The sequence below is a fragment of the Pseudoalteromonas sp. BMB genome (genome assembly GCF_001709235.1).
In the GTDB taxonomy this organism is placed as follows: domain Bacteria; phylum Pseudomonadota; class Gammaproteobacteria; order Enterobacterales; family Alteromonadaceae; genus Pseudoalteromonas; species Pseudoalteromonas maricaloris.
In genome coordinates this window covers 1-14,671 of sequence record NZ_MBQA01000209.1, presented here as the reverse complement: position 1 = coordinate 14,671, position 14,671 = coordinate 1, and the positions used below count along the sequence as shown (strand labels likewise).

General features: G+C 42.5%; 14 protein-coding genes. 13 read left to right on the top strand and 1 reads right to left on the bottom strand.

Annotation, left to right across the window (positions count from 1 at the left end; genetic code table 11):
* The first annotated feature begins 49 nt into the window (after nucleotides 1-49).
* A complete protein-coding gene (mtnK, locus tag BB427_RS21820) occupies nucleotides 50-1,252 on the top strand; it encodes an S-methyl-5-thioribose kinase (RefSeq protein WP_069023253.1) in 1,203 nt (400 codons plus the stop codon).
* Nucleotides 1,253-1,327: 75 nt separating this feature from the next.
* On the opposite strand, the gene BB427_RS21815 is transcribed toward mtnK, so the two are convergent.
* Complete coding sequence (locus tag BB427_RS21815; protein ID WP_069023252.1) at nucleotides 1,328-3,109, bottom strand: DUF885 domain-containing protein; 1,782 nt, start codon at nucleotides 3,107-3,109, stop codon at nucleotides 1,328-1,330.
* A 384-nt stretch (nucleotides 3,110-3,493) separates the two neighbouring features.
* Between BB427_RS21815 and BB427_RS21810 the strand changes: the two genes are divergently transcribed.
* The 12 genes from BB427_RS21810 (at nucleotide 3,494) to BB427_RS21755 (ending at nucleotide 14,496) form a co-directional block, all read left to right on the top strand.
* Nucleotides 3,494-4,495, top strand: coding sequence for a GGDEF domain-containing protein (locus BB427_RS21810; RefSeq protein WP_069023250.1), 1,002 nt, complete (start codon nucleotides 3,494-3,496; stop codon nucleotides 4,493-4,495).
* Nucleotides 4,496-4,613: 118 nt separating this feature from the next.
* Entirely contained in the window at nucleotides 4,614-5,369 is a 756-nt protein-coding gene (ubiE, locus tag BB427_RS21805; protein WP_010376465.1) for a bifunctional demethylmenaquinone methyltransferase/2-methoxy-6-polyprenyl-1,4-benzoquinol methylase UbiE, read from the top strand.
* Between the two features lie 8 nt (nucleotides 5,370-5,377).
* Complete coding sequence (locus BB427_RS21800; RefSeq protein WP_069023248.1) at nucleotides 5,378-5,992, top strand: ubiquinone biosynthesis accessory factor UbiJ; 615 nt, start codon at nucleotides 5,378-5,380, stop codon at nucleotides 5,990-5,992.
* Nucleotide 5,993: 1 nt separating this feature from the next.
* Nucleotides 5,994-7,598: a ubiquinone biosynthesis regulatory protein kinase UbiB gene (gene ubiB / locus BB427_RS21795; RefSeq protein WP_010376468.1), complete on the top strand. Its 1,605-nt coding sequence runs from the start codon at nucleotides 5,994-5,996 to the stop codon at nucleotides 7,596-7,598.
* A 60-nt stretch (nucleotides 7,599-7,658) separates the two neighbouring features.
* Nucleotides 7,659-7,895 (top strand): Sec-independent protein translocase subunit TatA, encoded by a 237-nt coding sequence (tatA, locus tag BB427_RS21790; RefSeq protein ID WP_069023245.1) that lies wholly within the window; start codon nucleotides 7,659-7,661, stop codon nucleotides 7,893-7,895.
* Between the two features lie 6 nt (nucleotides 7,896-7,901).
* Nucleotides 7,902-8,213 carry a Sec-independent protein translocase protein TatB gene (gene tatB / locus BB427_RS21785; RefSeq protein ID WP_010376473.1) on the top strand — a complete coding sequence of 104 codons (312 nt, stop codon included), beginning with the start codon at nucleotides 7,902-7,904 and terminating at the stop codon, nucleotides 8,211-8,213.
* 110 nt (nucleotides 8,214-8,323) lie between these two features.
* A complete protein-coding gene (tatC, locus tag BB427_RS21780) occupies nucleotides 8,324-9,067 on the top strand; it encodes a twin-arginine translocase subunit TatC (protein ID WP_010376474.1) in 744 nt (247 codons plus the stop codon).
* On the top strand, nucleotides 9,064-9,564 hold the full coding sequence (locus BB427_RS21775; RefSeq protein WP_045987829.1) for a hypothetical protein: 501 nt from the start codon (nucleotides 9,064-9,066) through the stop codon (nucleotides 9,562-9,564). Before tatC ends, BB427_RS21775 begins: the two co-directional genes overlap by 4 nt.
* Entirely contained in the window at nucleotides 9,564-10,340 is a 777-nt protein-coding gene (locus BB427_RS21770; RefSeq protein ID WP_069023244.1) for a TatD family hydrolase, read from the top strand. The genes BB427_RS21775 and BB427_RS21770 overlap by 1 nt, the downstream gene beginning before the upstream one ends.
* A gap of 8 nt (nucleotides 10,341-10,348) precedes the next feature.
* Nucleotides 10,349-12,187, top strand: coding sequence for a sensor domain-containing diguanylate cyclase (locus BB427_RS21765; protein WP_069023242.1), 1,839 nt, complete (start codon nucleotides 10,349-10,351; stop codon nucleotides 12,185-12,187).
* Between the two features lies 1 nt (nucleotide 12,188).
* Entirely contained in the window at nucleotides 12,189-13,199 is a 1,011-nt protein-coding gene (gene hemB, locus BB427_RS21760) for a porphobilinogen synthase (protein WP_026001016.1), read from the top strand.
* 211 nt (nucleotides 13,200-13,410) lie between these two features.
* Nucleotides 13,411-14,496, top strand: a complete 1,086-nt coding sequence (locus tag BB427_RS21755) for a hypothetical protein (protein WP_069023240.1) — start codon at nucleotides 13,411-13,413, stop codon at nucleotides 14,494-14,496.
* The last annotated feature ends 175 nt before the right edge of the window (nucleotides 14,497-14,671 follow it).

The following is a 14,671-nucleotide window of genomic DNA, read 5'->3' as shown; positions in this document are numbered from 1 at the left end:
ATTTAAAAATATAGAATGCTAATAGCAAAAATCCACAAGGTGCAGAAACATGTCGAGCTACATTGAATTTGATGCAAAAAAAGTTATTGATTACATTACTAATTTAGGAAGCTTCTTTGATAAAGATGCAAGCTTATCTTGTTATGAGTTTGGTGATGGCAATCTGAATTTGGTTTTCCGCGTGCAAGATACGCAAGAAAATAGCATCATCGTCAAGCAAGCTTTGCCTTACGCTCGATGTGTGGGTGAAAGCTGGCCACTGACGTTAGACAGAGCCAGAATTGAAGCCAGTGTATTACAACGCCATGGTGAGATCTGCCCAGATACCACAGCAAAAGTGTTGCACCATAATACGGAGTTAGCACTAACCGTGCTGGAAGATCTCGGTCATCTACGCATTTTACGCGGTGAATTAAACCAAGCGAATACCTTTACAAGACTCAGCAAAGACGTCGCAAATTATCTAGCAAAAACCAGCTTTTACCACTCAAGTTTTTACTTAACACCGAGTGAAAAAAAAGCCCTAGTCACCGAGTTTACTAATCCTGAGCTGTGCGCTATCACAGAAGATTTATTCTTTGACGACCCATACCGCGATGCTGAAAGAAACAACTTTCCAGAGGCGTTGCAATCATCTGTGGAAATACTGAGAAAAAATAAGACGTTATTAGTTGAAGTGGCAAAACTCAAAGCCCAATTTCTCAATGCACCAGAAACTTTACTTCACGGTGATGTCCATACTGGCAGTATTTTCGTCGACGCCGAGCACACTAAGCTAATCGATCCAGAGTTTGGCTTTTTTGGCCCCATTGGCTTTGATTTAGGCTCATTTATCGGCAATTTACTGCTTAACTACTGTGCCCAACATGCTCGTATTAACGCTCTGCCAAAACGTCGAAATATGCAGGTGTATTTACTCGATAATATCGCCACCACCCTATCTAACTTCTATGCCACTTGGCTTGAACTGGCGAAAACACAAACACGCGATCTCTCATTGCAAGCAGATGGCTATGCGGAATACTTCCTCACCAAGGTACTGCAAGACGCGGTTGGTTATTGTGGGTGTGAATTGATCCGCCGCACCATTGGTCTCGCACATGTTGCAGACATTGATGCGATTGAAGATGAAGACGCGCGCTTAGCGGTACAACAGCGAGCACTACACTTAGGTGAACAGCTCATCATTAATGCCAATAAATGCCGAACGACCGATGATGTGTACCAGCTAATAATTAGTTTTGTAAACTAAACTAGCTTAGGCTAATAAAATGATAAAAGCCCAAGGTTACTACTTTGGGCTTTTTTATTAGAGGGATAATCTCGATTACTTACGCGCTTGATTCATCGTGGTTTCAATATATTTGTCGATTTGCTCTTCAAGCACAAATAATGGCACAGAGCCATGACGTAAGATTTGGTGGTGAAATTCACGGATATCAAATTGATCACCCAGTGCTTTTTCCGCTTTGCGACGTAGCCGCTTAATGGTTAGTTCACCAATTTTGTATGACAGTGCTTGAGCTGGCCACGAGATATAACGATCAGTCTCCGTTTTAACATTATGTAAGGACAAGGCAGTGTTGTCTTTCATAAAGTTCATCGCTCGTTCGCGGCTCCAACCAAACATATGCATGCCGGTGTCTACAACCAAACGAGCCGCTCGCCACATCTCGTAGGTTAGACGACCAAAGTCACTGTAAGGGTCTTGATAAAACCCCGCTTCGATACCCAAAAACTCAGAGTATAAGCCCCACCCTTCACCAAAGGCTGAAATATATTCGTTACGACGATATTCCGGTAGGTAATCAAGCTCGGCATTCAAGGAGATCTGCAAATGGTGACCAGGCACGGCCTCATGTAGAGTCAATGCTTCTAATACGTACAACGGGCGCTTATCCAGCGCGTAGGTATTTACCCAATAATAACCTGCATCAGTATCACTGCGTGCCCCCGAATAACGCCCAGTCGTATATTTAGGCGCAATACTCGCAGGTACTGGGGCGACACCGTATGGCTTTCTTGGTAATGTATGGAATAGCTTAGGTAGCTGAGCATCCATCTTCTTTGCTATATATGCAGCTTCTTTAAGTAACGCTTCGGGGGTTTTAGCATAAAACTGTGGATCGGTTCTTAAGAACTGCACAAAGTCGGCAAAAGATCCCTTAAAGCCTACTTTTTTAATAATTTTTTCCATCTCCGCACGGATCCGAGCCACCTCTTTGAGACCAAGTTCGTGGATCTCCTTAGGCGTCATATTCGTGGTGGTATAGTATTTCGCTCGATTCGCATAAAACGCCTCACCATTTGGTGTCGAAGAAATTCCAATTTCAGTTCTCGCCGCAGGACGATACTCATTGACAAAGAAATTAAGGTAATCTTGATACGCTGCGATCACATCGCCTTTAATAATCTTTTTGGCACGCTGTTGCAGTGCTTTAAATTCGGTATCAGGCAAACCCGCTTGGTTTTGCGTAAACGGGCCATAAAACTCGGATTTTGTCACATCATCAACGATATAAGCTTCGATAGAACTTTCATAACCTTCAAGCACCGCTTTCGGCTGAGTCAGGCCAACCGCCATACCTTCTTTCATCCAGTCGATATTTTGCTTAAAATAGCGTGGAACCTGCTGCAAACGTGCCAAATATAGCTCGTAACCAGCACGTTTCTTAAAGTCATGACTCGAGATCATAAAAGACAGACCGGAATGAAAGCCGTATTCCGAGGTGAGCGGCACATAGTGGCTATGAAAACGATATTCATCGACGCTGTTTTGCACTTGTGCACGCAAAATAGTGAGATTGATTTGATTTTCCTCACTTAGCGCTGAAGTGTCGATATTATCGAGCTGAGCCAAAAACTGTAGACGCTGCTGATTTGTAGTCGCCAACTTTTCTGCACTGAGGTTTGGTAGCAGAAACTCTGCTTTTGTATCACTGCGACCATAGGCATTGTTATCACTTCTAAATTTCATAACGCTGCCCGCTATTTGAGTAAACTCAGCGTTATTGTCAGTTCCGGTAATAGCACAACCAGATAAAGCGACAGTTAAATAAACGGCGACGCTTGAACGTTTAGTCCACAGCTTTAATTTTGGTGATAACACGCTGACTTCCTCAATACTTTGTTGTTACTCAGTTCGCGGTAAAATAGCCAAAAAATAATGATTATCCATCGCTCTGAGCTTTGTTATGGTGAAATGAACTTTCTGCTAGTCAAAGTAGGAGAGTCCCGTAACAGATGCAACTTAATTCGACAGAATCACGAATATCTCAGATCGAATACAATTTACTCAACCTAGTAAAAATTGATGAGAAAATCAGCAATTCAACAAAAAAATGTAAATTTTCTATTTCAAAGACAAATTTTTTACTTTTAAATTCGGACGATACAGATTAATGTAGGTCTAGTGCAATTAGGACAAGAGTTACACCGAAGGAGCTGGTGGTAGTTCATTAACGTTTGATAATTAATTGTTGTGGTAAATGAAATGATGTTCCATGATCCCATGGCTGTTGCCCAAGAAAAAATGACACAGGTGTGCCTGTTTTTAGAGCAACATCATTTGCCGCCTACGCCTTTAAATTATCAGGTTGCTTATACCCATATTAGTGCCACAAATAAAGATCTCGACTGTGCCATCAACAAAGCCATCAAAGCGCACACAAAAATAGACTGCGTATTCATTGAGCAACTCTACTACCAATTTTTAGATCAAGGTCAAAAAACACAATCTGAATTGCTTGAAGGTGTTGATTCTTTGGTGACTGAATTACACGAAAATGCAGAAACCTCACAAAAGCAGGTTATTCGCTTTGCCCAACAAGTCAGTCAATGTGTACATAATTTAGATGAACACAACATTCAAAAGAGTAAGCGCGCACTATCAACACTCACCAAACAAACTGAGCTATTGCTAAAACAGCACAAACAATTTAAACAAGCGTTAATAAAATCGCGTTTAGATTATGAACGTAATCAAAAGTTACTACTCGACTTGCGTAAACAACACTTATTAGACCCACAAACGGGTCTTTATAAGCGTCACTATCTTCATCAAAAAGTGTCCCTATGGCAATCGCAGCAAAAATCCGTCTGTGCGCTTTCTATTCAAGTTGATAACCTTGACGAGTTTTCAACGCGGTTTGGTGATGTTGTGGGTGAAGTTGTGCTTAATCGTATCGCCAATAATATCAAACGTTATGTCATTGAAAGCGGCTTACCTGGTCGCACAGGTAAAAAAGAATTCACGGTTATCCTTGCCGATGTAGATTTAGATACCGCGAGTGTTATCGCGGAAAAAGTGCGTAAAGGTGTTGAGCGATTAAAGTTTGTCAGCGCGAAAGGGAAAATTCCATTACCTAATGTGTCTCTGGCCCTTGGGATAGCCCAACTTGCACCAGAGCAAGACTTTAATATGTTGGCAAAACGCGCAGGTTACGCTGCACAGAAAGCACATTCTCTCGGCCAACACTGTTATATTAGTCACTGATCCGCAATATCCTCTTTTGTTTGCATTTTCAACAATACAACACGGATAAGAAATTGCACCTACGGCTACCAATCAAGTACACTAGCAACCATAGTTGCAGAGTAATGATGGAACCCACATGAAAGAGTCACAAGACAATACTACCCACTTTGGATACAAAACAGTCGAGACCGACAAAAAAGCCTCTATGGTTGCAGACGTATTTCATTCTGTAGCTGCAAAATACGACATCATGAATGATCTGATGTCATTCGGTATCCATCGTTTGTGGAAGCGTCAAACTATTGCCTGCTCAGGTGTACGCGCTGGTCACAAAGTACTTGATCTTGCTGGCGGTACGGGTGATTTAACCGCAAGATTTAGCGAATTAGTTGGTGATAAAGGACAAGTTGTTTTAGGTGATATTAACGACTCAATGCTTAAAGTAGGCCGCGAAAAATTACGCGACTCGGGACTTGTTGGCAATATTGAATACGTTCAAATGAACGCAGAAATGCTGCCATTTGACGATAATACTTTTGATGTCATCACTATTGCCTTTGGTTTACGTAACGTAACTGATAAAGATAAAGCATTGCGCTCAATGTACAGAGTACTAAAGCCAGGTGGACGCTTACTGGTACTTGAATTTTCAAAGACAGATAACGAGGCGCTGGCAAAGCTATATGATATGTATTCATTTACACTATTACCTGCAATGGGCAAATTAGTTGCAAATGACAGTGAGTCTTATCGCTACCTTGCAGAATCTATTCGCATGCACCCAGATCAAGAAACGCTAAAATCCATGATGGATGAAGCCGGTTTTGAACAAACTGACTACCAAAATATGACCGGAGGCATCGTCGCCCTTCATCGCGGCTTTAAATTCTAGGAGTTGCTGTGTTAGCTTCATTACTTGGCGCCGTACTTGAGACGGCTTTAAACAAAGGCCTTAAACTCTCACCTGAGCTAAAGCATGTGCTAAGTAAAGGCCAACACAAAGTGCTCAGTGTTGATATTCGAGATCAAAATACTTGTTTAGCTGTGACTTACACAGGCATTAACATTCACGTTTTATGTCCTTTTGATGGCGAAGCCGATTGCTCAATTAGTGCCGATTTACCAACCTTGCTTGAGCTCAAAGATCCAAGCCAACTCACTGCGCTTATCCGTCAAGATAAGCTCGATCTTGAAGGGGATTTGGCGCTCGCACAACTATATAGTAATGCATTAGCAACACTTGAGATTGATTGGGCGGAACACCTCGCCAAATATGTCGGTGATGGGCCCGCACAAGTTGCCGTAGATACCTTTCATAAGTTAGCGCATCGCGCAAAGCAAGATGGACAGGTAGCCAAGGCAACCCTAACTGGGTTATTTCAAGATGAGTTGAAGGTTGCGCCTCACCCGCTCGAGTTTCAACAGTTTAAGCAGCAAGTGAGAACATTAAACAATCAAGTCGAAAGCTTAAATCAACGCCTCAGCGCATTACTTCAGCAGAACAAAGGAAATTAGGTTGTCTTTACTTCGCTTGCATCAGATCACCAAAACATTTTTAACCTATGGTTTAGACGAAATCGTCCCTGCGCATAAGCAGCCTTGGTACGGTAAACTCGCTCGAGCGAGTTTGTTTTGGCTGCGCAACAAACATAAAGACAAACCAGTAGGCACACGCCTACGTCTGGCACTACAAACTTTGGGGCCGGTGTGGATCAAGTTCGGCCAGATGCTTTCGACCCGTCGAGATTTACTACCACCAGATATTGCTGAAGAACTTGCATTTTTGCAGGATCAAGTTCAACCATTTGACCCCGCGATGGCACAAAAGCTCATTGAGCAAGCGCTAGAAATCGACAATATTCATGAATACTTTGCTGAATTTGAATCAAAACCGCTGGCTTCAGCCTCGATAGCGCAAGTACATGCAGCCAAGCTACAACACAAAGATGAGTTGAAAGATGTCGTGATCAAAGTTATTCGTCCCGATATCGAGAAACAAATCCATGCAGACCTCTCTTTAATGGAGCGTTTCGCTAAAATCGTTGTCAACTTACTCAGCGAAGGAAAACGCCTGCGCCCAGTGGAAGTTGTTAGGGAATACAAAAAAACCTTACTCGACGAGCTAGACTTGATGCGAGAAGGCGCGAACGCAATTCAACTCAGACGCAACTTTGAAGACTCAGATTCACTGTATATCCCTGAGGTATATAGTGATTATTCACGTAAAAACGTGCTGGTGATGGAACGCATCTACGGTATTCCGGTTTCAGACACCGAAGCCTTGTTAGCGCAAGGCACCAATATGAAATTGCTAGCCGAGCGCGGTGTGGAAGTCTTTTTCACACAGGTATTCCGTGACAGTTTTTTCCATGCGGATATGCATCCTGGCAATATTTTTGTCTCTCGTGAAAATCCTCATAACCCTAAGTATATTGGCATAGATTGCGGCATAGTTGGCACCTTAAACCGTGAAGATAAACGCTATTTGGCCGAAAACTTTATCGCCTTTTTTAATCGTGATTATCGTCAGGTTGCACAGCTTCATGTGGATTCTGGGTGGGTTCCGGCAGATACCTGCGTAGAAGAGTTTGAGTTTGCCATTCGCACTGTATGCGAACCCATTTTTAACAAACCGCTTGCAGAAATCTCTTTTGGTCATGTGCTAGTAAATTTGTTTAATACGGCAAGACGGTTCAATATGGAAGTACAACCACAGCTAGTATTATTGCAAAAAACCCTGCTGTATGTAGAAGGCCTAGGGCGCCAGCTTTATCCGCAGTTAGACCTGTGGAAAACGGCCAAACCTTTTTTAGAGCATTGGGTGCAAGAACAAGTTGGCCCACTCGCGGTGGCGAAAAAGCTATATGCAAACTTACCATTTTGGGCTGAAAAAATGCCTGAACTGCCAGACTTAATTTACCAAAATCTCAAGCGCCGCCCACCTCCAACTGTCACACAAAAAGCAGATACTGCGACTAAGCCTCTATTATTGGGCTTAGCAGCGAGCAGTTTTGCAATTATATCGGGATTGAGCTTTATTTTTGACAAGCCTGTCGCAAGTAGCCTACTTGCGATTATTGCCGTGCTAGTATTTATTGGCGCATGGCGTAAAACAGGGTGATTTTTTGCTCGCTAGGCGTATAATCATTATTCATAAGCAGTAAGTATCAATGGAGTTATTATGGGATTCGGTGGGATCAGTATTTGGCAATTACTTATTATTTTAGCCATCATTGTTTTGTTATTTGGAACTAAAAAACTACGTGGTATTGGTAGTGATTTGGGTGGTGCAGTTAAAGGCTTTAAAAAGGCGGTATCGGATGAGCAAACTGCGACCGACGCTGAGCCAGAAAAGTTAAAAAATACAACAACTGAGCAAGCACAATCGGTATCAGAGAAAGAAAAAGATAAGGTGTAATTCAACATGGGTATGTGGGAGTTAGTGGTCGTTCTTATCGTTGGCCTAATTGTACTTGGCCCTGAACGTCTTCCCGTTGCAATCCGCACCGTAGCAAGATGGATAAAAACGGTAAAATCTGTCGCCAATTCAGTCAAGGCTGAAGTGAGTGAAGAATTACGTGTTCACGAGCTACATAATAACTTGAAGAAAGCGGAACAACAGGGAATGCAAGATTTGGCCCCCGAACTCAAGCAATCCGTTCAAGAATTACAAGATGCGGCTGAATCAGTCAGACATTCTTATAAATCAACCGAAAATAATAAAAACAAAGACTAATTAATCTAGCAGTTAGATAGTTCAGTCAAAGGCTAGCTTTGGGTAATTAGACGCCCAGCCGCTCTTTTTGTTATATCTAACTGGAATTATATTCGTACGAGTCAAGTTACATGACAGAATCAGCCCAAAGTGGATTTATAGCTCACCTTGTTGAGTTAAGAAACCGCTTAATGAGAGCGTTATTGAGCGTTTTCGTTATCTTTGTTGCTTTGGTGTACTTCGCCAATGACATCTATGCCTTCGTTGCAGCACCGCTTGTCAATAGCTTGCCTAGCAACACAACCATGATCGCTACAGATGTTACAGCGCCGTTTTTTGCTCCCTTTAAATTAACGCTTTTTGTGTCACTATTTGCCGCTGTGCCTTTTATTTTGCATCAGGTGTGGGGCTTTATCGCACCCGGTTTATATAAACACGAAAAACGTATGCTCATTCCTATATTACTTTCTAGTGTGCTGCTATTTTATGGCGGCATAGCATTTTGCTATTTTGTTGTCATGCCTATCATACTTGGCTTTTTTACCAGTGTGGGGCCAGAAATGATGACATTGTCACCGGATATTAGCAGTTACCTTGGCTTTATTCTTAAGCTATTTTTTGCTTTTGGCATCGCCTTTGAAATTCCAGTCGCCATTATGCTTATATGTTGGAGTGGCATGACAACCCCTGCGAGCTTAAAAGAGAAACGACCTTATGTTGTCGTTGGTGCTTTTGTCATCGCAATGTTTTTAACTCCACCAGATGTTCTATCTCAAACTTTATTAGCGTTACCTATGCTACTCTTGTTTGAGTTGGGGCTCATTCTAGCCAGATTTTACAGCGCTAAACCACAACAACAGGAGTCAGAACAATGAAAAAAACCATGATACTGTTCGCACTAGGATTTTCCTCTTTATGCGCCGCAGAGCCGATAAATACGCAGGCGCTACAAGCTTGTACTCTGATTGAAAATGATTTTAAACGACTCATGTGTTACGACAATGTGATTGCTAATAAACCAATCACTGAAACACATTCAAGCAAAGCGCCCATAAACAAAGATAAAATAAACACAGCGCGCAATGAAAAAAAAGTAGAGTTGAAAGAAGATGGCTTTGGTTTAGAGCATAAAGTTAAAGCGGCAAGCGAAGAAATCGAAGAAATTACAGCTAAACTCGTTAAAACAACCACTCAAGGCCGCGATAAAATGGTATTCACCTTGGACAATGGTCAAGTATGGCGGCAAGTTTCTTCAGAAACTTTTTTCGCCAATGAAGGAGACACATTAATTATTGAACGCGCGTCTTTTGGCTCGTTTTTAATGAAGAAAGCGGGCTCAAACCGTACAACGCGAGTTAAACGAGTTAACTGATGAACACGATGTTCGATGCTGGTGTAAACCTCACCAGCTCGCAATTTTCATCCGATTTGGCCGAGGTAATTGCTAGAGCCAAAAACGCTGGCATAGCATCTATGCTCGCCATTGGCTGCGATTTAACAAGCAGCGAACAAAGTATTTCACTCGCTGAGCAATACCAGCTTTATTGTACAGCAGGTGTCCACCCTCACGACGCAAAAGATGCAACTGACACGCTCTACGATGATCTCCTCACTCTTTTAAAAAGTAGTGACAGAGCTATTGCTGTTGGTGAATGTGGCTTGGACTTTAATCGCGACTTTTCACCAAGGCCGATACAACAAAGCGTGTGCTTGACGCAACTGCAGTTAGCAGAAGCTATTGATTATCCAGTGTATCTACATGAAAGAGACGCGCACGATGCGCTATTTTCGTTGCTGCAAGAAGTTAACGTTCATGGAGTACTACACTGTTTTACTGGTGACCATAACGCACTACGACGTTACTTGGACTATGGGTTAATGATAGGCATAACAGGTTGGGTTTGCGATGAACGTAGAGGCCAAGCACTACAAGATCTAATCCAATACATCCCCCTAGACCGATTACTGTTGGAAACTGATGCGCCCTACCTACTACCAAGAACAATTAGCCCAAAACCCAAGTCTCGCCGCAATGAACCAATGTATTTATCTTATGTGGCTGAGCAAATTGCACACCTAAAACAATGTCCTGTCACGGAAGTGATGAGCACGACTTCGGCTAATTTTAAACAGTTGTTTGTGAGGTAAAGCCAGTAATGCGCATTGTGTTGTCTTTACTTATATTGATATACAGCTCTGCTGTATTTTCTGCCGTCACTATTTCAGAGTCATTTAAGGTAGAACACCAAGTAAAGCTAAGTTACACACTGAGTAAATATGCATCGTTAAACGAACTGCTTGCGGCTCCTGTCGAATGGCATAGCAGCACCCAAATCCCCACAGGCCTTAGACCTGTAGCGAAGTACTTATGGTTAAAAATAGCGCTGCACAATACCAATAACTCGCTCACACCAGTATTGGTAAGTATAAACAATAATCTCATCGATGCGGTAACTGCCTATCATGTCAGGCCGAACCATCCAATATTCAGCTTAGATATGGGCGATGCCTTGCCACTGATTAAGCGACCACTAAAGTACGAATCTCTAGTTGTTCCGCTTGAGCTGCAGCCACAAACGCGAAGCCATTTATACTTACAGATCAGTGATGAGGGGGTTATCACGGCTCCTCTTGCAATTTGGGAGCCGAATGAATACCTCCAATTTAAGAGTAAATTTAATCTTATTTTTGGAATTTTAGCAGGCTTTGTACTAGCACTCGCCCTAACCAATGCCACACTCTATTGTGTTACAAAAAAAGGTTACTTTTTATGTGCCACTTTGTTTATCGCTACAGTATGGCTTTTCAATGCACATATCTATGGCTTTGGTTATCGCTATTTTTACTCTTCATGGCAGTGGTTTCAACAGTATGGTCAAGGCATGATGATGTTATTGCTCAGCGCACTGCTGTTGCCCGCTTTGAGTTATTGCTCAGGAAAGTCATTGCTTGCGCACCCAAAGCTGACGAAAAGAAAGGCCATTCTAGCGACATTGTGCTTGTTTCTGCTCATTGCTTTTTTACCTGTTTCTCAGTCTCTCCTGCTAGCGCTTGGCATCAGCTTTATTGTCTCTGTATTGATTATCTATACGCTCGCTCGTGTTAACCACAAGAGCCGAAATATCTTAATCGCAATCGCGCTCTGCCACTTTATCGTAATTAGCTACCAGTTTACGGTTGAGCTGGGGGTTCAGTCCGGCAGCTTTTTGAACCATTTGGGTTACTTTGGTATTTTTGTCGTTGAAGCCACGTTGCTGAGTTACCTACTCATACGTCTATATATATTTCAAAGAGATGAAAAGCTGGCCAAGCAACAGCAACGGCTAGCTCATACTCAAGCTGAAGATGCCCTATTAAAAGAAAAGCTTAAACTACAAGAACAGGCCCAGTACGACTTAGAGTCCAACATTGAGGAACGCACTTTTGAGCTTCAAGTCACATTAAGGGAACTTGAGGATAAAAACCGAGAGCTGGAGCGCATGAACATGGAAGATCCACTCACAAAAGTGAAGAACCGGCGCTATTTCGACAAGCGTTTACAGATGGAAGTACGTCGTTCAAGACGAGAGCAGACAGTATTGAGCCTTGTTATTTTTGATATCGATCACTTCAAAAAAATTAACGACAAATATGGTCACTTGGCTGGTGATCAAGCAATTTGCGAATTTGCCAACTTAATAAAATCACACTTGCGGCGACCACATGATGAAGTGTTCCGCTATGGTGGTGAAGAGTTTATTTTGCTACTACCAAACACCCCAGAAGAAGGTGCTGTCGGAGTAGCTGAACGCCTGAGAGTGGCTACAGCAGATCTCAATATCAAATTTGGTGAAGATACGCTTAAGTTGACCACCAGTGCAGGCGTTTATAGTGCAGTGGTTAGCGATCCACATAACCCACAGCTTTACACTGACAATGCGGACAAAGCCTTGTATCAAGCAAAACAGCAAGGTCGTAATCGTGTTGTTACTTTCAAACCCAATCAGGAGAACTAACGTGGCTCAATCAGGACTCGATCTTTTCCCCCTAACTCGCATGCGCAGAATGCGTCGCGATGACTTTTCAAGACGTCTAATGAGCGAAAGCACGCTAACGGTTAATGACTTAATCTATCCAGTATTTGTATTGGATGGTGAATCTAAGCGTGAAGCTATCCCATCAATGCCAGGTATTGAGCGTTTATCTATTGATCTATTAGTTGAGGAAGCCAAGCAACTAGTAGAGCTAGGGGTTCCTGCCATCGCCTTATTCCCAGTAACACCGGCGGAACAAAAATCGTTACTAGCTGAGGAAGCATACAACCCTGAAGGGATTGCACAAAGAGCGGTACGTGCTATTAAAGCAGCATGTCCTGAGCTTGGTGTGATCACCGATGTTGCATTAGACCCATTCACAGTCCACGGTCAAGACGGTATCTTAGATGAAGATGGTTATGTCATGAATGAAGAAACCGTGGAAGTACTAGTCAAACAAGCGCTTTCGCATGCAGAGGCAGGTGCCGATATCGTCGCCCCTTCCGACATGATGGATGGCCGAATTGGCGCTGTTCGTGAAGCACTTGAAGAGTGCGGTTTTATCCATACTCGTATCATGGCGTACTCTGCCAAGTATGCATCGAGTTATTATGGCCCTTTCCGCGACGCGATTGGCTCTGCAGGCAACCTAAAAGGTGCAGACAAGAAAACCTATCAAATGGATCCTGCTAATTCTGACGAAGCATTACGTGAAGTGGCTTTGGACTTACAAGAAGGTGCAGATATGGTGATGGTAAAGCCAGGTATGCCATACCTAGATGTTGTCAGACGCGTTAAAGATGAGTTTGGAGTACCAACATTTGCTTACCAAGTCAGCGGTGAATACGCCATGCATAAGGCCGCGATTGATAACGGTTGGTTGGCCGAGAAGCCTGTTGTACTGGAGTCTCTGCTAGCATTTAAGCGTGCTGGTGCAGATGGCATTTTGACTTACTTTGCAAAACAAGCCGCAATTTGGCTGAATGAAAAATAGTCTGCATGTAGGTAGGCGAGTTACCACCTACCTTCCTTTCCTTAAATATACTTTAACTTATGCTTATTAGTTGAATTTACCTGCAACAAGGACTAGCGTTCAAGAATCAAGAATCAAGAATCGAATCAAGAATCAAGAATCAAACAGCATAATATACTTGTTTTATTTTGCGGTAGGTAAACTATCGTTTTATACATTAAGGAAGATGAAAATGAATATTAAAAATATATTAATCACTGCAGGAATACTTTTTGTATCGTATAACAGTACAGCTTTTGATCCAAACACAGCTTTCTATGATGCAAAAATATGTACCAACTGCAACTATTCTGAGGCCAAGGTAATTGCAAGAAGCTTCGAACCCGTTGTCAACTGTAGTAGAGGTCCAACTGGCCCCTGGGAAGACGTATGTAGCGCAAGTACTAGACGTATTGTAGTTAAAAATTTAGCAACAGGAGCAGTATACGGCTTCTCTCATGGATATAATTTTCAAGGTGGAGCTTATGAAGATATGCAGAGATATGTGGAACCAATAAATAACCTTCCCAGTGATGTTAATTTAATGCTACAACACGCTATTAATGCTTCAAAAAATATTCAAGACGCTGTACAGCAGGTAGAATCTACATTATCTCTTGATCTTTTAACCTCCCTCAGTCTAAATAGCAATGAAAGCTTGGCTTTAAACTCTTGCACTAACTCCCCTTCTTACGCAGCTTTCAAAGCCTCCAGAAGTAGCAGCGCTTTTTCAAAAGTACAAAGAACCGCTCAGCAGAAATATGATAGTAGTGCGGTGAACCGCAGTTCATATACTTTATCACGATTCACTTCTGTAGGTTTTACCGCTGGCGCAGGCTCAGTTGGCATGCAAGGCTCTTTTGAGCACCTGGCACAGTCTAACTCAGCAGTGACTAGATATGTCTCTGATAGTGATGTTCCCCATGCCGAAAACCAAGTTGGTTATGTTATCTCCCTAAAATCTGGAGGTGTTATTGAGCTCACTTTGGACACATCGAGAACAAGGTTTGAGGGGTTAACACTTGCAAGTCTAAGTGCGAACTTCACGCACGCGTCAGAAGTAAGTTCCTGTCTTGCCGCTGCACTAGATGAGACTCTTCCAAAGGTGGTTTATTCCCCAGATGGCGCTCCAACTGGATCTGGTCCTAGCTTCAATAATACTCCTCTAGTTTCCCCAAATGGAGGAAGCGGCCGAGGTGGGGATGGCCAACAATGTATACACAGATATTATGACCGTAGCGGAGATGAGTTATTCGCTTTCCTTGGTGCTTGTCCATAAACAGGTAAACCGCTTTTCATTCTATTTGTAGATCGTTTCTATATTTATCTGTTGGTAATGGCTACAAACCAATACTAACAGATAAATTAAGTGGCCTGCTTTGATGCAGGAACATATTGGTGACAATAACCAAGCAAAAAACTAGACTATTTAAATAACCTGAGATCTGTATAAG